This window comes from Pantoea sp. CS_6, assembly GCF_041954745.1.
Lineage (GTDB): Bacteria > Pseudomonadota > Gammaproteobacteria > Enterobacterales > Enterobacteriaceae > Pantoea > Pantoea stewartii.
In genome coordinates this window covers 639,251-662,488 of the sequence record NZ_JAVAYG010000001.1, presented here as the reverse complement: position 1 = coordinate 662,488, position 23,238 = coordinate 639,251, and the positions used below count along the sequence as shown (strand labels likewise).

22 protein-coding genes are annotated in these 23,238 nt (G+C 56.6%); 7 read left to right on the top strand and 15 right to left on the bottom strand.

The window, feature by feature from the left end; all coding sequences use genetic code 11:
* Positions 1-119: 119 nt before the first annotated feature.
* The 8 genes from RAC90_RS02965 to RAC90_RS02930 are packed head-to-tail and all read right to left on the bottom strand — an operon-like array spanning position 120 to position 7,868.
* Positions 120-1,316: a signal peptide prediction gene (locus RAC90_RS02965; protein WP_324028426.1), complete on the bottom strand. Its 1,197-nt coding sequence runs from the start codon at positions 1,314-1,316 to the stop codon at positions 120-122.
* A 4-nt stretch (positions 1,317-1,320) separates the two neighbouring features.
* Positions 1,321-2,340, bottom strand: coding sequence for a CobW family GTP-binding protein (locus tag RAC90_RS02960; RefSeq protein WP_375123923.1), 1,020 nt, complete (start codon positions 2,338-2,340; stop codon positions 1,321-1,323).
* 20 nt (positions 2,341-2,360) lie between these two features.
* Complete coding sequence (locus RAC90_RS02955; RefSeq protein ID WP_006119159.1) at positions 2,361-2,645, bottom strand: hypothetical protein; 285 nt, start codon at positions 2,643-2,645, stop codon at positions 2,361-2,363.
* A 12-nt stretch (positions 2,646-2,657) separates the two neighbouring features.
* The gene (locus tag RAC90_RS02950) at positions 2,658-3,404 is read right to left on the bottom strand and encodes an SDR family NAD(P)-dependent oxidoreductase (RefSeq protein WP_033741687.1); all 747 of its coding nucleotides are present in this window, start codon (positions 3,402-3,404) and stop codon (positions 2,658-2,660) included.
* 9 nt (positions 3,405-3,413) lie between these two features.
* Positions 3,414-4,187, bottom strand: coding sequence for an SDR family NAD(P)-dependent oxidoreductase (locus tag RAC90_RS02945; protein ID WP_006119161.1), 774 nt, complete (start codon positions 4,185-4,187; stop codon positions 3,414-3,416).
* Between the two features lie 9 nt (positions 4,188-4,196).
* Complete coding sequence (locus RAC90_RS02940; RefSeq protein ID WP_162285735.1) at positions 4,197-5,567, bottom strand: MFS transporter; 1,371 nt, start codon at positions 5,565-5,567, stop codon at positions 4,197-4,199.
* 29 nt (positions 5,568-5,596) lie between these two features.
* Complete coding sequence (locus RAC90_RS02935) at positions 5,597-6,472, bottom strand: polysaccharide deacetylase (protein ID WP_033741691.1); 876 nt, start codon at positions 6,470-6,472, stop codon at positions 5,597-5,599.
* 19 nt (positions 6,473-6,491) lie between these two features.
* A complete protein-coding gene (locus RAC90_RS02930) occupies positions 6,492-7,868 on the bottom strand; it encodes an amidase family protein (protein WP_375123922.1) in 1,377 nt (458 codons plus the stop codon).
* Between the two features lie 284 nt (positions 7,869-8,152).
* Here RAC90_RS02930 and RAC90_RS02925 point away from each other — a divergent pair, with 284 nt between their 5' ends.
* Positions 8,153-9,196 (top strand): GntR family transcriptional regulator, encoded by a 1,044-nt coding sequence (locus tag RAC90_RS02925; RefSeq protein ID WP_375123921.1) that lies wholly within the window; start codon positions 8,153-8,155, stop codon positions 9,194-9,196.
* 122 nt (positions 9,197-9,318) lie between these two features.
* Here the strand turns inward: RAC90_RS02925 and RAC90_RS02920 are convergent, their stop codons facing one another.
* The 5 genes from RAC90_RS02920 to RAC90_RS02900 all read right to left on the bottom strand — a co-directional run bounded on the left by RAC90_RS02920 (position 9,319) and on the right by RAC90_RS02900 (position 14,508).
* Positions 9,319-10,038 carry a hypothetical protein gene (locus RAC90_RS02920; RefSeq protein WP_054633749.1) on the bottom strand — a complete coding sequence of 240 codons (720 nt, stop codon included), beginning with the start codon at positions 10,036-10,038 and terminating at the stop codon, positions 9,319-9,321.
* Between the two features lie 79 nt (positions 10,039-10,117).
* Positions 10,118-10,507: a RidA family protein gene (locus tag RAC90_RS02915; protein ID WP_006119165.1), complete on the bottom strand. Its 390-nt coding sequence runs from the start codon at positions 10,505-10,507 to the stop codon at positions 10,118-10,120.
* Between the two features lie 9 nt (positions 10,508-10,516).
* The gene (locus tag RAC90_RS02910) at positions 10,517-11,848 is read right to left on the bottom strand and encodes an FAD-binding oxidoreductase (protein ID WP_054633748.1); all 1,332 of its coding nucleotides are present in this window, start codon (positions 11,846-11,848) and stop codon (positions 10,517-10,519) included.
* A 23-nt stretch (positions 11,849-11,871) separates the two neighbouring features.
* A complete protein-coding gene (locus RAC90_RS02905) occupies positions 11,872-13,344 on the bottom strand; it encodes an aldehyde dehydrogenase (RefSeq protein ID WP_054687728.1) in 1,473 nt (490 codons plus the stop codon).
* A gap of 33 nt (positions 13,345-13,377) precedes the next feature.
* Positions 13,378-14,508 (bottom strand): alanine racemase, encoded by a 1,131-nt coding sequence (locus RAC90_RS02900; RefSeq protein ID WP_375123931.1) that lies wholly within the window; start codon positions 14,506-14,508, stop codon positions 13,378-13,380.
* Between the two features lie 93 nt (positions 14,509-14,601).
* Between RAC90_RS02900 and RAC90_RS02895 the strand changes: the two genes are divergently transcribed.
* From RAC90_RS02895 to RAC90_RS02880, 4 genes are all read left to right on the top strand, one after another.
* Entirely contained in the window at positions 14,602-15,516 is a 915-nt protein-coding gene (locus RAC90_RS02895) for a LysR substrate-binding domain-containing protein (RefSeq protein WP_375123920.1), read from the top strand.
* A 333-nt stretch (positions 15,517-15,849) separates the two neighbouring features.
* Positions 15,850-16,413: a fasciclin domain-containing protein gene (locus RAC90_RS02890; protein WP_006119170.1), complete on the top strand. Its 564-nt coding sequence runs from the start codon at positions 15,850-15,852 to the stop codon at positions 16,411-16,413.
* A gap of 42 nt (positions 16,414-16,455) precedes the next feature.
* On the top strand, positions 16,456-17,010 hold the full coding sequence (locus RAC90_RS02885) for an RNA polymerase sigma factor (protein WP_033741702.1): 555 nt from the start codon (positions 16,456-16,458) through the stop codon (positions 17,008-17,010).
* Positions 17,007-17,654, top strand: a complete 648-nt coding sequence (locus RAC90_RS02880; RefSeq protein ID WP_375123919.1) for an anti-sigma factor domain-containing protein — start codon at positions 17,007-17,009, stop codon at positions 17,652-17,654. Before RAC90_RS02885 ends, RAC90_RS02880 begins: the two co-directional genes overlap by 4 nt.
* 45 nt (positions 17,655-17,699) lie before the next feature.
* Here RAC90_RS02880 and RAC90_RS02875 read toward each other — a convergent pair whose 3' ends face one another.
* Entirely contained in the window at positions 17,700-19,343 is a 1,644-nt protein-coding gene (locus tag RAC90_RS02875; RefSeq protein WP_375123918.1) for a methyl-accepting chemotaxis protein, read from the bottom strand.
* A gap of 828 nt (positions 19,344-20,171) precedes the next feature.
* Between RAC90_RS02875 and kup the strand changes: the two genes are divergently transcribed.
* Positions 20,172-22,040: a low affinity potassium transporter Kup gene (gene kup / locus RAC90_RS02870; protein ID WP_205951890.1), complete on the top strand. Its 1,869-nt coding sequence runs from the start codon at positions 20,172-20,174 to the stop codon at positions 22,038-22,040.
* A 59-nt stretch (positions 22,041-22,099) separates the two neighbouring features.
* Here kup and RAC90_RS02865 read toward each other — a convergent pair whose 3' ends face one another.
* Positions 22,100-22,723 (bottom strand): FMN-binding negative transcriptional regulator, encoded by a 624-nt coding sequence (locus tag RAC90_RS02865; RefSeq protein ID WP_054633744.1) that lies wholly within the window; start codon positions 22,721-22,723, stop codon positions 22,100-22,102.
* A 97-nt stretch (positions 22,724-22,820) separates the two neighbouring features.
* Between RAC90_RS02865 and RAC90_RS02860 the strand changes: the two genes are divergently transcribed.
* A complete protein-coding gene (locus RAC90_RS02860) occupies positions 22,821-23,237 on the top strand; it encodes a GFA family protein (protein ID WP_054633743.1) in 417 nt (138 codons plus the stop codon).
* The last annotated feature ends 1 nt before the right edge of the window (position 23,238 follow it).

Sequence of the window (23,238 nt, the reverse complement as noted above, 5' to 3'; positions counted from 1 at the left end):
ATGCACAAAACGAAACAGCAACACCTCATGGGAAGCATTCAGGATCAGTAACCGGGCCGAGCGGCGCGTGCGCATAGTCTCTTCCTTTTATTGGGGGCGTGCTCACGGATAAAGATTTTTCAACGGGGCCGCAAAAAATCCTGCCAGCGGCGCGTCAGATAGTTATGTTCATCCATCACGGCGTTCCAGACGGCAATGTGGCTCATCCGTTGCTCGTAACTTCCGCCATCGCGCACTTCCCCCTGGGGAATCAGCGGTGCGCCCCAGGCATCCAGCAGCACTTCGCGTGCGGGTTGACCACCGTACCAGAAATCCCATTCCGCTGCCGACAGATGCGTCCGGCTGCGTTCCGCGTTAGAAATGTAATAACCCTGCCGCGCCATGACCGCACCGGGCCAGCCAGACTGCCACCAGTTAAGGTAGTCGTAGGCCGCCTCTTTGATTTTGCCGGTCGCACAGCGTGAAAGCGACATGCCGCCGTACCACGCACGGTAGCCTTCACGTGGTCGCGCCATTTTATAGCCGCGCTGATGGAAATGATGACGAAAATAGATGGGTGCCCAGAGACTTTGTACTTCAACCTGCTGATTGGCAATCAGATCGCATGCCTCATCCTGCGATGCCCAGAAGGCCGCAAAATGGCCGTTACGGTGAAGGCGCGCCAGCTGTTGTGTTAACAGGTCGATCTCATCAAGCGTCAGATTACCGATATTCGCAAAGCGTGCCAGCCCGGCCCCCTGCATGGCCAGCGCCGCATCAATACCGCCCATGGCCGCATCTTCCTGTAGCGCCACCTGCCCCGTCAACGAAGGATGTACCAGCCAGCCCCAGCTCTCTTCCTGCTGTTGCAGCACCGCAGGCAGCCGGTCGGCATGATAGGCAAAACTGTCCACGTTATGGGTAAGCGGCAACATGCTTATATGGTCACTCGCGTGGCTACCTAAATGCATATCGCGCTGAACATACAGTCGCTCCGAAGGTACACTGCCATCGGCTAACGGCAGATCGGGACGTAGCCTGCCGGTTTTGGCCAGCGGCGTAATCTCGTTCCAGTATGTCAGTCGCTTGATTTCCAGCGGCTGGATTGCCCGGGCAGGCCAGACAAAATCGATATTATGAAACCACTGATCGTAAAGGTCATAACTTTCCGGATGCATGACCGCAATGCGCTGGGCATCTTCCACGCTGTGCAGTAGATATTCGATGCGAATACCCAGATCGCTTTCCGCACGGACACGCAACATTTCAAGCAGCGTGACCGAGGTGCCCAGTACGCGCAATGTCAGTTGATCGTTAACTTTCGCCGCAGCGTTCATTGTTTTACTTATCCTTTACCGCCTGCTGAAAACGGCTGAATCCCTGTTTCAGTCGCTCGGGATCCAGTCCGCGCAGAATAAACACCAGTTTTGAGGTATCGACATCGCCGGGCCAGTCATTCAGGTGAACGGGCGGATGTAACGTATGCTGTACGCCATGAATCACCACGGGTGAGCTGCTGCCGCTGAAACGTAAGATGCCTTTCATTCTCAATACAGACTGACCATGGCTATGTAACAGCATTGACAACCAGATAGCAAACGCGGGCCAGTTCAGGGCGTTCTCTAAGGTGATCACGCAGGTTTGCGTAAGCGGATGCGGATTCTCGTCATGGGATGCAAGACGATAACCGGACGCACCGGCTGCGCCAAGCCAGCGAAACCGCTGTTGCCCACTGCCTTTTGCCAGGCGCAGGCCAAATAAGGGGTCCGGATCGGCCAGCGCCTGCACGGTGTTACTCAGTTCCGCCATAGGGTTCAGCCCGGCAATCCAGGCCTCAAGCGCCACGCGTTCGGTCTGTCCGATACGGTCGCATTTGCTGAGCAACAGCTTATCCGCCGCGCTGACCTGGGCTATCCATTCCGGTTGATGCATCGACTGCTGCCGGGCATGCTCGGCATCGACCAGCGTCACCAGCGTGCCCTGACTGAAGTGATGTTTAAGCTGGGGATCGTGCAGCAATGTTGACAGGATGGGCGCAGGATCGGCAAGGCCGGTGGTTTCCAGAATGACCTGGCTGAACGGCGGCAGCATGCCGCGCACGCGCCGTTCATAGAGATCCAGTAACGCCGTTTTCAGTTCGCCGCGAATCTGGCAACAGACGCAGCCGCTGGGCAGCAGCACCGTATCGGGCGCGACTTCATTCAGCAGATGATGGTCGATGCCCACCTCACCAAATTCATTAACCAGCAATGCAACGTCGTTCAGATCTTGCTGCGCCAGCCAGCCTTTCAGCAGCGTGGTTTTGCCGCTTCCCAGGAAACCGCTCAGGATATGCAGCGGCAGTTTTTGATCGTGCAGCATAGCCGCTCCTCTTGTATGCCTTACAGCGCCGCCAGCCAGGCTTCATCCAGTGGATCAAGCGGGCGTTTGGTGATCTTCTCGACCTCTTTCCACAACAGGTCCAGTGAATTCACCATCACCTGCTGACCGGTTGGGCTGGAGAGCACCCAACTGGCATGAAACTCAGTCAGCGTGAGCCGCCAGGGTTTAAGCGTTCGGTTGAGCAGCGCCAGCTGCTTTAACCGCAACTGGCGCTGGGGCAGATCGTTTTGTAGCGCATCGCTCCATTGCGGACCGCTGTCCAGTAAACCACAAACGCCACACATATCTGCTTCTCCTCAGGGCATGACATCGCCGGAATTAGGGCCAAGCGTCTGGCCAACAAACAGGTTACCGCCGGGCTCACTTGCCAGCAGTAACGCTACCGGGGCGACCTCTTCCGCCCGGCCAAAACGTCCCAGCGGCAGTTCGGCTGCCTTGGCCGTTTTCCATGCCTGATTGATGCCATCGATAAGCGGCGTTTCAATCGGACCGGGCGCGATGGCGTTCACCAGCACATTATCTGCGGACACCTCCAGCCCCAGCGATCGGGTAAAGCCTAATACGCCGGCTTTGGCCGCCGCATAATGGCTGAGTTCGGCACCGCCTTTGATACCGAGCTGCGACGCGATGTTGATCACTCTGCCCCAGCGCTGCGCCAGCATGGACGGCAACGCCCGTTGCGTCGCCAGGAAGACACTGCGTAAATCCACAGCCATCATCTCTTCCCACATGGGCAGCGTGATATCGGTACAGCGCGCCTGGGTCAGCATTCCGGCGTTATTCACCAGAATATCGATTCCGTCGAACTGCGCCAGGCAGGCATCCACGCCCGCCGTGGCGCCTTCCACCTCGCCGACATCGGCCACAATGCCAAAACACGGCACGCCAGACTGGCGACAGTGATCAACCACAGTCTTGAGCTTTGTACTGTCGCGGTCAGTGAGTATCAGATGGGCACCTTCGCGGGCGAACAGCATCGCGATGGCCGCCCCGATGCCGCTGGCCGCGCCGCTGATTACACAACGTTTCATCCTGAGTTGCATGGGTTATCCTTAATCCGGCCAGCGAACGGTGAGTCCACCGTCGACAATCAGACTCTGTCCGGTGAGGTAACTGCTCTCGTCGCTGGTGAGAAACGCGATGACTTTCGCCACTTCCTCGGCGCGTCCGACGCGGCCCAGCGGAATCGCCTTCGCCGCCTTCGCCAGCCCTTCCGGGCCAAGCGAATTATCCTTATCCAGTGACTGCGGCGTTTCAATCAGCCCGGGGATGATGGCATTACATCGCACCCCGCGCGGCGCGAGTTCGACGGCCAGCGAGCGGCAAATGCCGGGCACCGCCGCCTTCGCGGCGGCATAGTGCGCGTGCGCCTGCCAGCCATATACACCGCCCGCAATCGACGACACCGCAACCAGGCTGGCCCCCGACTGAAGGTGGGCGGCAGCGGCACGGAACAGGCGCATCACGCCGGTCAGATCGACATTGAGCATCTCATCCCAGCGTGCGTCGCTCATCTCCTCAATCTCTGCCCGACGCAGAATGCCCGCATTGGCGACGACCGCGTCAAGCCGTCCAAAGTGCTGTACGCCTTGCGCAATAAACGCGTCCACCGAGTCGGTGGATCCGACGTTAAGCGGCAGCCAGAGCGCGTCACCGCCCGCCGCTTCAATCTGCGCGGCCGCGACGGCCGGATCGTGGGGATCCTGCGGATAATAGCCCGCTATCACCCGCACGCCTCTCTGGGCATACAGCGTTGCCAGCGCCAGTCCAATCCCACTTGCGGCTCCGCTGATCGCGGCAACCGGGGCTGTGTTTGCATTCTGCATAGGGTTTCCTTAGGCCTGAGGTTGAGTGGAGGCGGCGGCGATGTGCGTATTCAGTTGCGTGACCGGCCGGGCGAACAGAATAATGATGCCCGAGACAAAGCACGGAACCGCACCAAACCACAGTGCCGCCTCCTGCCAGTGTCCACCCTGACTCAGCACTGAGGTGGTGCCGACACCGGCCACAATTGCGCCCACCGGCCCCATCGCCATAATTAATGCGCCCGCAGTAGCACGAATGGCGGTCGGGAAACTTTCACTGATAAAGAACAGTGCGGCCGCATACGGACCAATCAGGAAAAACAGACCGACGCTGTACAGGGCCACGATGATGGCAAAGTTGTCCGGGCAGAACAGCATCGCGGCAAAGGCGATACCGCCCAGCATCCAGCCGGCCGCGATGGTGTTGCGACGACCGATGCGGTCACCGAGCCAGCCGTGTGCCAGATAGCCGCAATAGCCCACCAGGTTAGACAGAATCAGGATCAGTAAAGAGTTATTGAACGAGACCGCGTGGGTTTTGGTAATTACCGTGGTGCCCAGAACGCTGAAGATCTGAATGGCGAACCAGTTCAGCAAAATGGCAACACCCAGTACCACGGTTGAGCGCAACGCCGTGCCGCGAAATGCCGAGGCAAAACCTGACTTCGGCTGATCTTCATACGGAACCTGATAGTCGGCTGCGACCTGGCGTGCATCTTTCTCTTTACCCTGCTCCCGCAGCGTTTTGATTTTCTTCTGCACTTCAAACTGAGGCGTTTCTTTCAGCTTCAGCGCCAGTAGCGCGATCACCAGCGACGGAAAGGCTGCGAAGATAAAGCTGCCCTGCCAGCCGATAATCGGCAGCAGAATCGCGGTCAGCGCCGAGGCCACCAGCGCACCGACCGGCCATCCGCCCTGCACCAGGCTGTAGACAAATCCCTTCCGTTTGTTGAGTTTGGGATCGTCCAGCGCGGTATAGAGTTCTGATAAATAGGTGGCGTTAACCGTTTGCTCTGCATAACCCAGACCGGCAACGGAGCGAATGGCGGTTAATGCGCCCTTACCCCATAATCCCCCTATTGCGGTCAGCAGCGAACACAGGGCCGCGCCTCCCACGGTAATAACGATACCCATGCGCCGTCCCAGGCGATCCACCAGCGGGCCAATGGCCAGAGCGATCACTGCCCCACCAAACGCGACCCAGGTAGCAATTTCAGACTGTTCGACTTCGCTCCAGCCAAAATGACCGCCGATCTCCGGCAGCAAGGTGCCGAAAAGGATGAAGTCATAGACGGCGAAGATCCAGGCGAAGAAGGCGATCCATGTAGCGAATTTGACATCCCTGGTGGTTAACTGCTGGGGCTGCCAGCCGTTAACGGATTTTTTTTTGTAGATGCTCATGTCGTGATCACTCTGCAAGAGAAAAAGGCTTAACGCGGTTGGCGCGCTAAGAAGTCGTCGGCAATTTCGTCGAAAGTGACGAAACGCACGCCCTGGTGACTCTGGATGTACTTAATCAGGCGCTCCAGCATCAGCAGCACCTGCGGACGGCCTGATACGTCGGGATGAATCGTCATGGTAAAGACGGCATAGTCGTTTTCGCGATATACCCAGTCGAACTGATCGCGCCAGATCTCCTCCAGATGGCGCGGATTGACAAAACCGTGGCTGTTCGGTGACTTCTTGATAAACATCATGGGTGGCAGATCATCCAGATACCAGTTAGCGGGGATCTCCACCAGGTCGGTCTCTTCGCCGCGCATCAGCGGCTTCATCCAGGTGTCCGGATGCTGGCTGTAGTCAATTTTGGTCCAGCTGTCGCCTACGCGAACGTAGTAAGGATGAAAGTCGTTGTGCATCAGGCTGTGATCGTATTTGATGCCTTTTTTCAGCAGCAGCTCATTGGTCACATTGCTGAATTCCCACCAGGGCGCGACGTAACCGGTTGGACGTTTACCTGCAAGCTGCGTCACCAGTTCAATACTGCGATCCAGCACCGCCTCTTCCTGCGCGGGCGTCATGGCAATCGGGTTTTCATGGCTGTAGCCATGCACGCCAATCTCGTGGCCGGCGTCAACCACCGCTTTCATCTGCGCCGGGAAGGTTTCGATTGAGTGGCCGGGAATAAACCAGGTGGTGCGCAGATTATGTTCAGCAAACATTTTCAGCAAACGCGGTGCGCCCACTTCTCCGGCGAACAGCCCGCGAGAGATATCGTCAGGGGAATCTTCCCCGCCGTAAGAGCCGAGCCAGCCGGCAACAGCATCCACATCCACACCAAATGCACATAAGATTTCTTTCGCCATCTTTTCTTCCTCTGGAGCGTTAAGCGCAGACCGAATCGTCTGCGGTAAAAAGACCTGCCAGTCGGCTGGCAGCGTGAAGAAGCCGGCGATCTTCGCCAGCCGGTAGAGAGAAAAGCAGACTGGTATGCAACCCACGGTCATCGGTACCGCTCGGCAGGGCGATGCCCGGCATATCCAGCAGGCTGCCCGGCATGGTCAGGCGCAGCGTGGCCACGTTGGTCTGGGCGAACAGCGCGCTGTCCTGCATCAGCGGACCGAGTTCCGGTGCGGTATGGGCCACCGTGGGGGTGATCAGTATTGCGCCCGCCAGCTCCGCCGCCAGGGCCTGTTGCCACTGCTGACGTTGGGTCAGAAAGGTATCGAGCACGGCCGGGTCCTGCTCGCTGGCGGCAAGCAGACGTTCGCGCACTCTGGCATCCATGCGTTCTGCGTCAGGTGAGGCTAATAAGAGGCGATGCAGCAACCAGGCTTCGCGCCCACCCGGCCAGCCTTTTTCAGCGATCCAGTCAAGCGCCTGCGTAAACGCGGTAAGCGGCTGGCGGTCAATGGCAAAGCCGGCCGCGTCGAGGCGATCCAGCATTCTCAGGCCGTTATCGCGAACGGCGGGCTGGCATGTCATGAGGAGCGCGTCGTCAACCCGGAAACGGGGTTCAGGAAAGGCGGTGGTATCCGGACCGCACAGGATGTCATCAAGAGCGATAGCATCCCGGACGCTGCGGCATAACGGGCCGAGTGTATCCAGCGAGCGGGCCAGCGGAAATACGGCGTCCATGGCATAACGGCCACGGCTGGCGCGGTAGCCCGTAATGCCGCTGAATGCGGCCGGAATACGAATGGATCCGCCGGTATCGGTGCCAAACGCGATACAGGCCAGGCCTTCCGCGATTGCCCTGCCAGCCCCGCTGGACGATCCGCCCGGCGCGTGCAGGCTACCCGCTGATGACCGGATAACCGGTGTACCAAACGCGGGATTCAGGCCGAGTCCGGAAAACGCAAATTCGCTGAGATTGGTTTTGCCGATCGTGACCATGCCCGCCGCCGCGCACCGGGCAACGACGGGTGCATCCTGTCGGGCGGGCGAAACGTGTTCACGGGTGGCTGAACCGGCGGTGGTCTGGCAGTCCTGAAGGTCGAACAGGTCTTTCCAGGCCACCGGAATTCCATCCAGTGGACTCAACGGCTGGCCCTGCCGCCAGCGCTGCATTGAGGCTTCGGCCTCTTCACGGGCGCGCGCCGGGGTGAGCGAAATAAACACCGAAGGTACATTTTCTGCGGCGGTCAGGCAGGCCTCAGTAAACGCCAGGGGGGAAAGGCGGTGCTGTGCATAAAGCGCACTGATTCCCAGCGCATCGATCTGACCCTGAATGTATAACTGACGGACGGTTTCTGGCTGCACACGCTTACCTTTAAATGTATTTTGAAATTTAATGTACATTTGAAGATAGCAATAACAATGCCAGGAAAAGGACTGTTAAGTTACATATTTGTGATCTTATCGATCATTAAATAATTTAAATCAGCAATAACAAAAGCTTAAATTGGGAGTAGTGACAGACATTTGTTCAGGCGGAGTAAAATCCTGTCTTTGTAATAAATGTACTAATTTATTTATGATCCATTTTAGAGCGCCGTGCACTAACGCAGTGCTGTGCGTGGGCAGCCGTCGTTATTTCCTCAGATGTGATAATCTGGCGGGCAGGATGGGAGCGGAAAAAGACAATGCGAAACATAATGAATGGAGCAGACATGGATGACGCCGGTTCTGCGCGTTATGAAATCATCCGCCAGGTGCTGCTTAACGTGCTGCAGCAAAACGCTGTTCCTAAAGGCCTGGTGTTGCTGGAAGGTCCGTTAGCACAGCTCTTCGGCACCAGCCGCGTGCCGGTCAGGCGGGCGTTAAGTATGCTGCATGAAGAAGGCTGGATTGCCCGCTTTGAAGGCCGGGGCTTTATCGTGGCCCGTGACGACGAAGACATCGAACCCGTGCGCATTGCCCTGACGCGCGAACTGTTGGGGCTGGCGCATCATGAGGAACTGGTCGACACCCGCAGTACGGGTGAAAAAGTGCTGGAGCACCTCCAGGGTGTGCTGTCGACCGCGATGATCTTTGGTTGCTATCAGGTGGATGAGCAGGACGCGGCACACTATTACACCACCAGCCGGGGCGTGATTCGTGAGAGCTTAATGCGCCTGCGTGATAAAGGCCTGGTGGAAAAAGAACCCTATTCCCAGTGGCTTACCGGTCCGTTAACGGCGCGCGAGCTGGGCGACCATTTTGAAATCCGGGCCAATCTTGAACCCGCAGCGCTGCGTAAAGCAGGCGAACGGCTGGACGTCGACTGGCTGAAGTCGCGGCTGGATAACGCGAAAAAATCGCAGGGTAAGCAGTTAACGGCCATTGAACTGGAAACCCTGGAAGAAGATCTGCACATTCGCTGCCTGGAGCCTGCCGGTAACAAGCTGATGATGCAGATACTGCGACAACACCAGTCGCCCTTTATCGTCACGCGCATTTTCTATGACCTGCTGCGTATCCCTGTCGACAGTGCCATGCTGGATGAACACTGCCTGGTCTATGAATTTTTGCTGAAACGGAACTGGGAACTGGCGGCCGCCTGCATGAAGGATCATCTGGAGCGCGCGCAGGTTCGCACGTTGCAGCGGCTGAAAGTGTTATCTGTGCTGCCTGTTCCGGCCTTTCCAGATTTTATGGCACGGCGCTAGCCGCTTATAAAGGTGACACTGTCACGTAAAAAGCGACGTCTTCTCCTTCTGTCACACTAGCCCGTCACCGGTTCCCTCTTCAGCGCTGAACGCGTCATGTCGGACATGCTGACTCAGCCTCTTTACCGACGCGCGTAAAACGCTTGAAAAACAGTCACCGGTGCGCTGACCGCCAGCGGCTGAAGCGGAAAACCGGTCGCCAGGCGGGAAGGATGAAACTCGCCCTGAATATGCTGATACAAGTGCGACGCACGTTCTGCTCTGAGGCTACCGTCCCAGCGCAAAAACTGTCCCCAGAGCGGCATATTACGGTAGCGGTCCTTGACCGGCATGGCCGAACGCAGGTACGCGGGCGGAAACAGCCGACGATAGCGGTGATGATGGTAGAGCCACGACAGCCCACGAAGGGTTTTTACCGCGGGCGTGAGAGTCACTATCTGCGCCAGTAAACCGCACAATTCGCGCTGACGCGCGGCGACCTCGCTGTCACACAGGGGCGAAACCGTTCCGTCAGTGGGCTCAAAATGAATGCGTGCGGACCGATCCGTTTCCAGACTGAATGAGAAACAGCCCGAACGCCCCACCATATCGGGTGGGGCAACAGGCGGCCGGGATTGCCAGACAGCCAGCGTATACTCAGCATCTTTATCGGGGTTGTGCCGCAGGCCGCGAATATAGTCTGACCAGGCGGGAAGCTGAGGATCGAACCGCCGCCCGCACCCCAGACGAATAAAAATGTTCGTGTAATCCATAATCGCGTTGGCCAGCGGCATGCCTGTGCCTGACGCCACCCAGGCCGCGAAACAGAGTTGTATCCTGAAGAATTCAGCGGTGAGCTTCATGCCTGGCGGCCTTCTCCTGACGAGCATATGCGCATTTTACCATCCCTTACGGCGACGCGCCGCGGGCAAAGCGCGCCGTTCAACGCGTCTGCACCGCCGTCGCTTCAATCTCTAACAGGACACCATAATGCAGTCCGGAAACCGGCACCACAGCGCGGGCGGGTTTCCAGCTCCCCAGCCACTGCGCGTAAAGCGCATTAAAATCATCCCATAATGCGATGTCAGCCAGATAGACTCTGACCATCACCAGTTGTGATCGGGTAAGGTTCTCCTGGCGCAGGCAGGTATCCAGACTGGCAAAGACCTGCAGGACCTGATCGGCAAAGGGCGCGGCGCTGAGCATCTCCCCTGCGGGCGTGGCCGGTAACAGACCCGAAATAAACATCATTCCTGCCCCCAGACAATAGTGGGAGTAATGACCGGGATGCGGCTGGTCATTGATATCTCGCGCCTGCAATCGCTGAAGCATATTTTCTCCTTACATCATGCCGGGTTGTTTCAGGGCGCTGCCATCGCGGAAACGGCTGTAACGGAACGCCGTGGGGTCCACGATGGGATCATCACCGGTCACCAGATCGGCCGTCAGGCGGCCGGCACCGGGACCGATGCCAAAGCCATGCCCACTGTAGCCCGCCGACAGAACCAGACCGGGAAGCTGTGGCACGGTGGAGATGACCGGTATATCGTCAGGCATACAGTCGATGACGCCGCCCCAGGCCTGCGTGACTCGCAGCCCGGCCAGCGCAGGATACTCACGGCCGATGGCCATCAGCCCCTTTTCCACCACGCCGTCCGACACCGTCGGGTCCAGAATGCGAATTTTTTCAAAGGGGGACGGGCGCTCCATTGACCAGCGCGCCAGCGACTCCGGTCCCTGTAGAAAGGAGGTCAGGCGGATTTTGGTTTCCAGATTGAGCCGACGTGCTTTGTATAACGGGAAGAACTGACGGGCATATTTCAGCCCCTGAATGCCGGGCTCAAGACGACCCGTGCCGGACAGTGCGATGGTATAACCGCCGTCCGATCGTGGCCGACAGGCAAACGCATCCGTATAGAAAGGCCGGGTAATCACCTGTTCGACGGGATAAGTACGAAACGCACTGCCGATGACATTACCCGCAGGTAAATCGATGCCGTGCCGGCGACAAAACAGCGATGTCCAGGCACCTGCGGCGCAGACCACGCGCGAGGTTTTAATCAGACCTCTTTCCGTGATCACCCCGCTCACCTGACCTGCCGAAATATCCAGCCCGCGCACCGCACAGCGCTGAAACAGAAAGGCGCCCTTTTTAACCGCCGCCTCCATCAGGCCTGGCGCGGCAAGCGCGGGATCGGCATAACCGTCATCGGGTGAATGCACGCCGCCTTTCCACGCTGTGCGGCTACCGGGCGTCATGGCTTTTGCCTCTGCGGCATTGAGAATCTGGCTACGAATGCCGTACTGCTTCGCCATTTTCCCCCAGTTATCCCAGTTGCGGATGTCCTTTTCCGTGCACGTTGCATAGACCAGCCCGGTGGCGCGGAACCCCACGTCCATGCCGATTTCCTTGCTCAGTTCATGCCAGCGTTGCAGCGCATGCAGGATCAGCGGGATCTCCCGTTCATCCCGGTTAAGCTGGCGGCACCAGCCCCAGTTACGGCTTGACTGTTCAGCCCCGACCAGGCCCTTTTCGATCACCGCCACCCGATAGCCTTTTTGGGTGAGCGCCCAGCAGGTTGCCGCGCCGACAATGCCTGCCCCAATAATCACTACATCCACCGAGTCGGGAAAATGCGTACTGTCCTGAACCAGCCTGAGCGGTGCGGGCATAATATCTGCTCTCCAGCGAAAGGTTAAAAATCGATTAATACGCTTTTATAGCGCTGACAGGCCTCAAAGGCCTGGCGGCCCAGATCTTTACCAAAGCCGGATCCCTGAAAACCGCCGGTAGGGATAATGAAATCCCAGGTGCGGCGATAGCGGTTAACCCACACCGTTCCGCTGTCCAGCGCGCGCATTAAGCGCATCGCCCGTGGCATGTTCAAGGTGTGGACGCCCGCGCACAGGCCAAAGACCGCATGCTGCGCCAGCGCCAGGGCTTCTTCCTCATCGGTAAAGGTCTGAATGGTCAGCACCGGTCCAAAAATCTCTTCGTGCAACGCCACGTTATCCGGGCCGACGTTCTCCAGCAGTGTGGGCTGCCAGAACCAGCCTTCTTTCGTATTGTCGTAGCGTTTTCCACCCACCAGCACCCGCGCACCCTGAGCGACGGACTGCGCAATAATCGTGGCCACTTTTTCACCCTGGCGTGCGTCAATCAGCGGACAATACCGTGTTGACGCGTGCCAGGTCATGCCGGGCACGGGTTTCTGACAGCGTGCAATCAGCTTTTCTGTAACACGTTCAGCAATGCCTTTCTGAATAATCAAACGTGTTCCGGACACGCAGGCCTGACCGGCATTCACTGTGAATCCCAGAAAGAGGCGCTCGGCAATCTCGTCGGCGTCGCCGGCGTCATCAAAGACCAGCTGCGGGCTTTTGCCGCCCAGCTCCAGCGTGACCGGTTTAGTGCCGTGCAGGGCCGCCTGGCTCATAATCGCCGCACCGGTGGCAGTGGAGCCGGTAAAGGAGACCTTGCGCACCAGCGGATGCGTTACCAGCGCATTACCGGTGACCTTGCCGCTGCCCTGGATCACATTCAGCACACCGGATGGGATCCCCGCCTGCACCGCCAGTTCGGCCAGACGGGCCGTTGAAAACGGCGTCAGTTCAGACGGCTTCAGCACCACCGCGTTACCTGCCGCCAGAGCCGGGCCGCATTTCCAGGAAGCCATTGACAGGGGAAAATTCCACGGCGTGATTGCGCCGATCACCCCATAGGGCTCAGGCACCAGCATGCCCAGGCTACTGTGCTGCGTTGGAAACACGTCACCGCTGTATTTGTCCGCGCATTCGGCATAAAAACGCAGGGCCGCCGCGGTAAAGGGCACTTCGATATTGCGTGCATCGGTGACGGGTCGGGTCGATCCGACGGCTTCCAGCTGCGCCAGGTATTCACTGTCTTTTTCGATTAAGTCTGCCCAGCGCGAGAGGGCTGCACCCCGTTCTCGTGGCGAACAACCCGACCAGCCGCTGCTGATGCGCCGTGCTTCGGCCACGGTCACGGCATCGTCGACGGTACGGGCGTCCGCCTCATGGATCTCTGCATAATGCTGACCGTCAGAAGGCCGTTTAATGCCCATAGCCTGACCGCTGGCGGATACAAATTGTCCGTCGATAAAGTGCCCGCTGGACAGGTGAACGTCATCGGGATTGAAATCAGTCATACGTGCCTCTTAAAAAAAGAAAGGATCGGGACATCACCAGCCGGTGACGCGATGCCAGACTTCGTGTTCCCCGCTCTGGCTGTCCATCACCTGATACCGGGTGTGCATCCCGGCAGTGGCGCAGGCGTGATTGGGCAAAATCCGCAGCCGGGTCCCGAGCGAGAAATCCGTGACCTGGTGACCGCTGTCGGGCGGAATGGCGATAATGCCGTGTTCCTGATTGGTGGACGACAGCAGGAGTCCGGTGGATCGCCCTTCGCTGTCACATACCAGACCGTAGCCATAGTCGGTTTTTTGCGAGGCGGTGCCACGGTCGCGCGACATCGCCATCCAGCCTGCATCGACAAACAGCCAGCCTTTCTCAGCATTGTGGCCAATTACCGTGGTGACAACAGAAAGCGCGATATCGTCGGCGGTGCAGACGCCGAGGTTGGTCATAAACAGATCGAAAGTGGAAAACACCCCGGCGCGCACTTCCGTTACCCCGTCTAAATCCCTTACGGCATGGGCCGTGGGCGTCGATCCCACGCTCACCACCGGACAGGTCACGCCAGCCGCGCGAAGGCGCTTAGCCGCTTTGATGGCGGCCTGGCACTCCGCCCGTGCCGCCTGTGCAATCTCGTCCTGCGTACGGCAGTGATACGATTCCCCTGCGTGAGTTAACACCCCTTCGACATGCATTCCGTTCTGCTGCAAATACGCGCCAATGTCGGTCAGGGCGCTGTCGTCCGGTTTTATGCCGCCCCGATGACCGTCGCAGTCAATCTCGATAAACACGCTAAAGGCCACCTGATGCTGCTGCCCGTATGCAGATATGGCCTGCGCCTGTGTCAGACTGTCGAGCAGAAGATGCACCTGGGCACCCTGACGCAGACAGGCCGCGATGCGCGGCAGCTTGTCCGGCGCAATCCCCACGGCATAAAGGATATTGCGGTAACCTGCGGCAGCAAACGCCTCGGCTTCAGCCAGTGTGGACACCGTGGCCGGTGAAGCCCGGTCACGCAGTAGCCAGGGGGCCGACTGTACCGTGCGTAGCGTTTTCAGATGGGGGCGAATCTGACAGTGCAGGCTATCAATATGATCGTAGAGCCTGCGGATATTCCGCCTGAACTTCACTTTGTCCAGCAGCAGATACGGCGTTGTCAGTGAGGGATCGTTAAGCATCATTGTCTGTCCTGAGGGGTTTACTGGATGCTCTCATCAATGCATTTAGTTTAAAATGCAGACACACCCAATTAATGATTAGGTTTGAACCTAATGATCAACAGTGACGATCTGCGGTTTTTTCAGGTGATCTCCGCCAGCGCGACCCTGGCCGCCGCCGCCCGCTATCTGGATATCACACCACCGTCCGTGACCCAGCGGCTGCAGCACATTGAACAAAAAATGGGCATCAAGCTTATTTTGCGTCCGGCAAAACGGATAATTCTGACCGACGAAGGCGAAGCGTTATTAGCACGTGCGCGGCTGATTTTGCATGAGCTGGACCAGCTACAGGATGTGATTGACCAGACCCGAAACCGGATAAGCGGCACGTTGCGGGTACTGGCTCCGCTGGGATTTGGCTCGGAATATATCGCGCCCTTGCTCTCCGATTATGTTGACCAGCATCCCGATCTCAGCGTGGATCTGATGCTGTCAGATAACCCGAACTGGATGCAGGCCGATAAATGGGACGTGGCGATCTATATTGGCAACCTGCGGGACTCGTCGTTGTACAGCACCCGAATTGCACCTAACCGCCGCGTGCTGTGCGCTTCGCCGGATTATCTGCAGCGCCACGGTGTGCCCACGCATCCCGCTGAACTCACGCAGCACCACTGTCTGGTTATCCGTGAAAATGCTGAGGACGTGACTCGTTGGGTGTTTGCGCATCAGCATGACCCGGTCACCGTCAAAATTACGCCCCGTCTGGCAAGTAACGATGGTCGGGTGATTAAACGCTGGGCGCTGCAAGGCAAAGGGATTATGGTGCGCTCAATCTGGGACATCAGCAGTGAAATTAAACAGGGGCGACTAGTCCCACTCCTGCCTGAATTTATGCTGCCGCCCGCCGACATTGCCGCGCTGACCAGCATGCCAGAAATCAAACGCCTGCCCCGTACTCAGGGCTTTATCACGTTACTGAAAACCACCTTTAGCGCGCCGCTGTGGATGCAGAACGAACAGTAAGCCACAGGTCTTGTTGGGGGGACAGGTGTGCTTCGCGGTCCACAGGGCTTATCAGCCGCTCACGCCAGCTGTTGCGAACGGCATGAGGTCTGAAGCACACAGGAAACGGGTTGAGTGTGCTTCAAACGCTTTGTGTTAGTGACGGTATCGCCTGGCCGGACAGCCCGTAAAAATTGTGCTTAAACGGCCAGGCGTGCTTGACCGTACCCGTGCGCCCGCCTCCAGCGGATAAATCTTCGTAAAAAAATTATTTTTTTCTGCATCCAGTGACGACCCTGCTCTCGTATCTCTCTTTGCAAGACACTTACCCACTCTCTCTTATGAGGATTTACGATGAAAAAGTTCTTCGCTGTTGCCGTAGTTTCAAGCGCATTCCTGTTTACTGCCGCCTCATTTGCCGCAATGGAGTCGGGCTCCGTGATGGTCGGTGGCGCTGCGATGTACCCTCAGAAAAATATCGTTGAGAATGCGGTGAATTCGAAAGATCACACCACGCTGGTGGCGGCGGTGAAGGCGGCCGGTCTGGTTGACACACTACAGGGCAAAGGGCCGTTTACCGTCTTTGCCCCGACCAATGCCGCGTTCGCGAAACTGCCCGCCGGTACCGTCGATAATCTGCTTAAGCCGGAAAACAAAGCGCAGTTGACCAGCGTCCTGACCTACCATGTTGTGGCAGGCAAATACGACATGAAAGCGCTGGAGAACAAGATTAAGCAAGGCGGCGGTCATGCTGAACTGAAAACCGTTAACGGCCAGCCGTTGTGGATTATGAATAATGGCCCACACAATATTCAGCTGAAAGATGCACAGGGTAACGTGGCCAATATCAGTACGTATGACGTCAACCAGAAAAACGGCGTGATAGATGTGATTGATACCGTATTAATGCCGAAGTAATTCTCTATACTCAAACGGAAAATCACATCATTCAGGATGATTATGGACAAGGTGCGGGCAGTGGAGCAGGTAACCCTGATGCAGGCGATCGTGAAAGGCGATCGCCTGGCGTTCGAAAAACTGTATCGGCAAACCTCGCCGCACCTTTTTGCCATTGCCTTACGGATGTTGCGCCATCGCCCCTGGGCGGAAGAAGTGCTGCATGACTGCTTTCTCACCATCTGGAGCAAAGCGGAGACCTATGATCCAGCGCTGAGCGCGCCGATGACCTGGATGACGCAGATCGTTCGTCATCGTTGTATTGACTGGTTACGTAGCGGACAGGCGCGCATGGCCAGTACAGAAGAACCGCATGATGATGCCCTGCTGGTCGTCGATACCGACGAACCGGACAGCAGGCCCGATGATGCCCAGGCTGCGCGCCTGCGTCGCTGTATGGAAAACCTAAGCAGCGAGCAACGGCAGAGCGTTACGCTGGCCTATTATCAGGGCATGTCACACAGCGATATTGCTCACTGGCTACAGCAGCCGGTGGGTTCGGTGAAAAGCTGGATCCGCCGTGCCATGGCCCACCTTCGGGAATGTGTCGGACTATGAACAGACAACAACGTGACGATGCACTCTCTGCCGAGTACGCCATTGGTACGCTGCGTGGCCCCGCCCGGTTACGCTTTCAGACGCGCCTGCTGACCGAGCCAGAGCTGGCCGAACAGGTTGCCAAATGGCAAACGTTACTCGCTGGGCTGGACAGTCAACTGATAACCGAAATCCCGCCGGATCGGGTCTGGAAGAAAATTGTCCTGAATCTGCCCGCAAAACCCTCTGCCCGCCCTGCCCGCCGCACCGCACTGGGCTGGATGGTAGCGGCGGCCATTGCGGTCCTTGCCCTTTTTTCCTGGCGCATGTTTTACGTGCCAGAGTTTACCCCGCTTACCGTCATGAGTGACGCTCAGCAACACAGCCAATGGGTGGTCAGCGCCGACCACGATTTAACCCAGTTACGGGTGACGCCATTGCAGCCGGTAACGGCTGACAGCCACACCAGCCTGCAGTTATGGCTGATTCCAACAGGCAGTCGTCCCATTTCGCTGGGGTTACTTAACGCTGAACAAGCCACCCAACTGGCACTGAAACGGCAAGATTCCCTGAAAAACGCGGTGGTCGCCATCAGCCGGGAGCCGCGGGGCGGCTCACCGACCGGGCAACCCACCGGGCCCGTACTCTACAGTGGTAAAATATAGGCCCGACATGCAGTGACAGTCCTGTCACTGCGTGTCACCGACACATCAGAAATGTTGCCAGTTTGCGTCCTGATTTGATGCCGATGCGCTCGCCATCGCGAAGGCGGGTTTGAGCGGCGCCACCGTGCGCGCCTGTACAGCGGGAGCCTCGGTCAGCACGAAGGCGGCAACAAGATCATTCAGGGCGCCTGCCTGATCCATCAGCGAGCGCGATGCTGATGACGCTTCCTGCACCAGCGCGGCGTTCTGTTGCGTAACGTCATCCATCTGATGCACAGCCTGATGGACCTGACTGATGCCCAGCGACTGCTCCTGAGACGCAATGGCAATCTCATCAACCAGATCGGTGACCTGGCGAATTGCATCATTCATGCGCCCCATATTTTCCCCGACCTGCTCTGCCTGGCTGACGCCCGTTGCCACATAACGCATCGACGATTCGATCAGATCTTTAATCTCCCGTGCGGAGGCCGACGAGCGTTGGGCAAGATTACGCACTTCACCGGCCACCACGGCAAAGCCACGCCCCTGCTCGCCGGCACGGGCGGCCTCAACGGCGGCGTTGAGTGCCAGGATATTGGTCTGAAACGCCACACCTTCAATCAGCGCGATGATGGCGGTGATTTTCTCCGAACTCTGTTTTATGTCGGTCATGGTGCCTAACATGGTGTGCACTTTGTCAGAGCTGTCGCTGGATATCTCACGCGCGTTTTTAGACAACTGGCTGGCAAGACGGGTATTTTCAGCCGTCTGACGAACCGTTTCGCTCAGTTCAGACATGCTGGCCGCCGTTTCTTCAAGCGACGCGGCCTGCTGTTCGGTTCGTGAGGAGAGATCTTCGTTACCGGCTGAAATTTGCGACGAGGCCGTGCTGACCGAGTGGGCGGACCGTTCGACGGCAGACAAAGATTGCGCCACATTCTCCACCAAAGCATTAAATGCTTTTGCCGTTAACCCGATTTCATCTTTACGTGCGTCATCGGCACGCAGCGTTAAATCAAGCCGCTCGCTGGCGTGCTCCATGGTTGTGCGCATATCATTCAGATGGCGACGAATGCTTAATATAGTACGAACAGATAACGCGCCCAATATCAGGATAATGGCGCTGGAACCGGCGATTAAGGCCCATAAGGTTTGATGATAAACGCGGTTATTCTCTTTTTGAAAAGCCGCGCCCACCTGCACATTAAACTGCAGTTGGTTCTGATAACTTTCAATGAGATCACGGATAGACTGCCCCACACCGTCCGGGCCTTGCAACGCGGAAAGAGAATGAGCGTCATCATGCGAACGCGAGTATTCAAGGAAGGCAGGTAAGCGCGTCTGGATCTGTTTAATCAGTGCCAGCGCATGTTCACTTAACTGCTTATCCTGATCGTTGGTAATTTCATTTTTTAAATAGAACAGGGTCAGGCCTTTCAGCGTATCCATCTTCGCAGCGATTTCTTTTTCGAACTCAACCTGCTTAGCCGAATCTTTGGCACTCTGGTGGCGATAAAGCGATACGTTAACCCGATTACTGCCGTTGACCATTTTATCAAGGTCTACAATTGAAGGTAGCGTGTTGTCTTGCACGTACTGAAAACGCGACTGAAAGCCTGCTAACACCATGATGACGATCACTACCATCGCGACCATAGCGGCGGAGAGTAGAGAAAACGTCAGGAAAAGTCGCTGTGTAATAGTCATATTAAAACCCCGAATATTAAGACGGTAATTCTGTAAGTAATGCTGAATAACGCCAGCAATAAATATATCGACGCTTCAGGCATTAGCATTAATGTCAGATGGTGCTGTGTCGCAAAGATATCAGGACAAAACGTTTATTTTCATAAAAACAGATTAGCCCGCTGAATGAGAGTTTGACTATTAAAGGCAGAAAGGAAAATTAAAAAGAAGAAGTGATAATGATTAAAAATAAACAAAATTTATTTTCAGCCATCGTTTATCCAACCTTATTTAAAACGACATACGACATTAATCAGTAAAAGTTGGCTAAAGACAGCGCAAAATCGTCTTCACCCCCTGCCCACGACACCGTATTTGTCTTTTATTTTTTGAAATTAATTAGCCTTAAAAAATCGCCTGCCGCATTAATCATAAATAAGGACTATTAAAAAATATTTTTTTAAAACGGCAGAGGCTGCGTGGTGTTTCCTGTACGGGCTGATTACACTTTGAGGAACTGTTCTGAGCGTGCACGGACGCGTCCGCATGCTGTTACGAGGGAGGCAGCGTTGAGATGAGACCTTATCCGCGTGTGTTGACCTGGCAGGCGAATCACGCGTCAGGGGGAAACGGTAGCGGTGAAGGGTCAGCGTCAGGCCTCACTGCCGGATAAATCGACAGTTGTATAAAAATGCCGTAAAAATAAAGCGCAAAGCTGTAAAAATGCAGTACATAACATCACCAGCTACTCCCTAATTCACAGCAAAACGCGTAATGTCATGCTCAGCGTCAACCGGTGTAACTGTCGGTTTGAAGCTTATGATGACGTGAAATACAACAGGACATTAAATGGCCCAGTCTGAAAAGCAATCCCTTCCAGCCGGTATGCTGGCAGCAGCAGGGATCGTATTTGGTGATATCGGTACCAGCCCGCTTTATACCTTAAAAGAGTGTCTTTCTATCCTTCCTTCTGGCGCGGTCACCGAAGAAGCCGTGATGGGCTTTCTGTCGCTGATCTTCTGGGGACTGATGCTGATTGTGACGGTGAAATATGTCATGTTCATCATGCGCGCCGATCACGATGGCGAAGGGGGAATACTGACCTTAATGTCGCTGGCCCGGCAAAATGTTGGCGCCACGCTCAGCCGCATCATTGTGCTTGCCGGTTTGACGGGCGGCGCCTTTTTTTACGGCGACGGCATTATCACGCCGGCCATCTCAGTGCTGTCCGCCGTTGAGGGGATCGAGGTTGTTGCACCCGCGCTGGATCGCTATATCGTGCCGCTGGCTGTGGTGATTCTGACCCTGTTATTTGTGATTCAAAAACACGGCACTGAACGGGTCAGCCGCGTCTTTGGGCCGATTATGCTGGTGTGGTTTATCACCCTGGCGATACTGGGCGTGCACGGAATTCTGATGAATCCCCATGTTCTTCATGCGCTCAACCCGGCATTTGCGCTGAAATTTCTGCTGAATCATGAAGCCCTGTCTTTCGCAGCTTTGGGCATGGTGGTACTGGCGGTGACCGGTGCGGAGGCCCTGTATGCTGACATGGGACATTTGGGAAAAACCCCCATCAGGCTGGCGTGGCTGATCATTGCCCTGCCTGCTCTGGTGCTGAACTATTTCGGTCAGGGGGCGCTGGTGCTGGCCAGTCCTGCCGCGATACAAAACCCGTTTTATATCCTGGCCCCGGTCTGGGCGCAGATTCCGTTAATCATCCTGTCGACGCTGGCCACCGTTATTGCGGCTCAGGCGATCATTAGTGGGGTTTATACCCTGACACATCAGGCAATTCGTCAGGGCTTTTTGCCGCCGATGCGCGTCATTTTCACCTCGGCAACCGAATCGGGACAAATCTACATTCCGGTAGTGAACTGGTTACTTTTCGGTGCGGTGACCGTCGTCATCCTGGCCTTCCGTCAGTCCTCGGCACTCTCTTCGGCGTACGGTATCGTGGTGACCGGCACCATGGTTCTGACAGCCTGCCTGGCCGGTATCGTCGCCTTTAAAAACTGGAAATGGCCGCTGCCCGTGGCGCTGGTTTTCCTGCTCTGCATGTTGGCGATCGACGTTCCGTTGTTTATTTCCAACCTGATGAAACTGCTGTCGGGCGGCTGGGTTCCGGTGTTGCTGGCGATGACGATGCTGATGCTGATGCTGATCTGGAGCGGAGAGCGTTCAAGGCTCATTCGTCGTCTGACTGACGATCCCGTCAGGTTAAAAGCCCTGATTAGCTCGCTGGAGGCTTCGCCCCCGATGCGGGTTGGCGGTACGGCAATTTTTCTGACCCGCAAAGAGTATGAAATTCCGCAGGCGCTGCTGCATAACCTGAAACACAACCGGGTGCTGCATGAGCGGACGGTTCTTCTGCATATCAAAACGGTTGACCTGCCGCGTGTTCATAACCAGAAGCGCATCGCGCTACGTCAGCTTTCGCCGTCCTTCTGGCAGGTGACGGCCGAATACGGCTGGCATGAACGGCCTTCCATGAAAGATGTGTTGCACCTGTGCGGGCTGGAAGGATTTGGCTGTACGTTAAATGAGGCGTCGTTTTTCACCTCTCACGACACGCTGGTGATGAAGAAACGACGCGGTCTGGCACATGCCCGTGGTGCCATCTTCCATTTCTTCCAGCGCAATGCGTTACGTGCCCATGAACAGTTTATGATCCCGCCAAACCGCGTCATTGAGCTGGGTGGGCAAAAAGAGTTTTGATTGACGTACCCGGGCAGCGTCTTCATGTGACGCTGCCCGGTTTATTCCCTCCTCAGCCTTTACGCACCGTGGTGACGGGTCAGTACGTCTGGCCGGAAGCGGCTCAGCCAGTCCTGAGCAAAGCGCGCATAATCCGCATACGCACCGCCCTGGGCAGCCAGTTGCTGGAAAACATTAAGCTGTTCGGGTGGACGGCGATGCTGCCCAAGCTTCAGCGTGCCGCTGATGTGGCTAATCTCTATCCTGACACCGGTGATGCCCTGCATCAGTTTTTGTTGATAATCATCGGGAAGCCGTTGTTTATCCTGCCTCAGGCCCGGTTGAAACGCGGCTAACATTCTGTCCAGCGACTGGCCCAGTTCCGCCTGCGTCATCAGCCTGCTGATGCCTTTCACGCTGACGGCGGCATAGTTCCAGGTTGGAACGGCAGGTGACGCCAGATAGTAATCCGTACTGATAAAGGCATGCGGACCCAGAACGCTCAGCAGGCACGGCTGCTGCGCCAGCGCAACCCGTTGCGGATTATTGCGTGCCAGATGTGTTTCAAGAACGTTTTCACCGTTGAAGCAAAACGGAATATGGCTGATTTGCAGATCGCTGCTCACCAGGGTTCCAAACATGTGCTGCGTGAGAAAATGTCTGCACTCTTCCGGCGTCATGCTGGTGTCTTTTACGTTAAGCATTCACAATATCCTGGCTGAATTCCCTTTCGTCTTTATGCCATTAACCCCTCACCGCTGTCACGCTGCGAAACGTGACAGGATGAAAAAGGAGCAAGCGATGTCAGAAATCACTTCAGGACAGTGCCACTGTGGTGCGGTTGCGTTTACTGTTGAACTGCTGGATGGACTGAATACGGCCCGACGCTGTAACTGTTCATTTTGCCGGATGCGCGGTGCCGTGGTGGTGTTTGCCCCTGCTTCGGGGCTGACGATCCACAAAGGGAAAGCGGCGCTGAGTGAATACCGCTTTAATTCCGGACAGGCGGTGCATTATTTCTGCTCGGTTTGTGGTATTTACACCTTCCACCAGAGCCGCTCTAATCCCGAACAGTTCGGGGTTAACGCGGCGTGCCTGACAGGCGTTTCCCCTTTTGATTTCGCCTCCGTTCCCGTGACGGATGGCATGAACCATCCCAAAGATGGGGGCAAAGGCGGCGTGGCGGGACATCTGATTTACCAGCCGGAAACGTCATGAT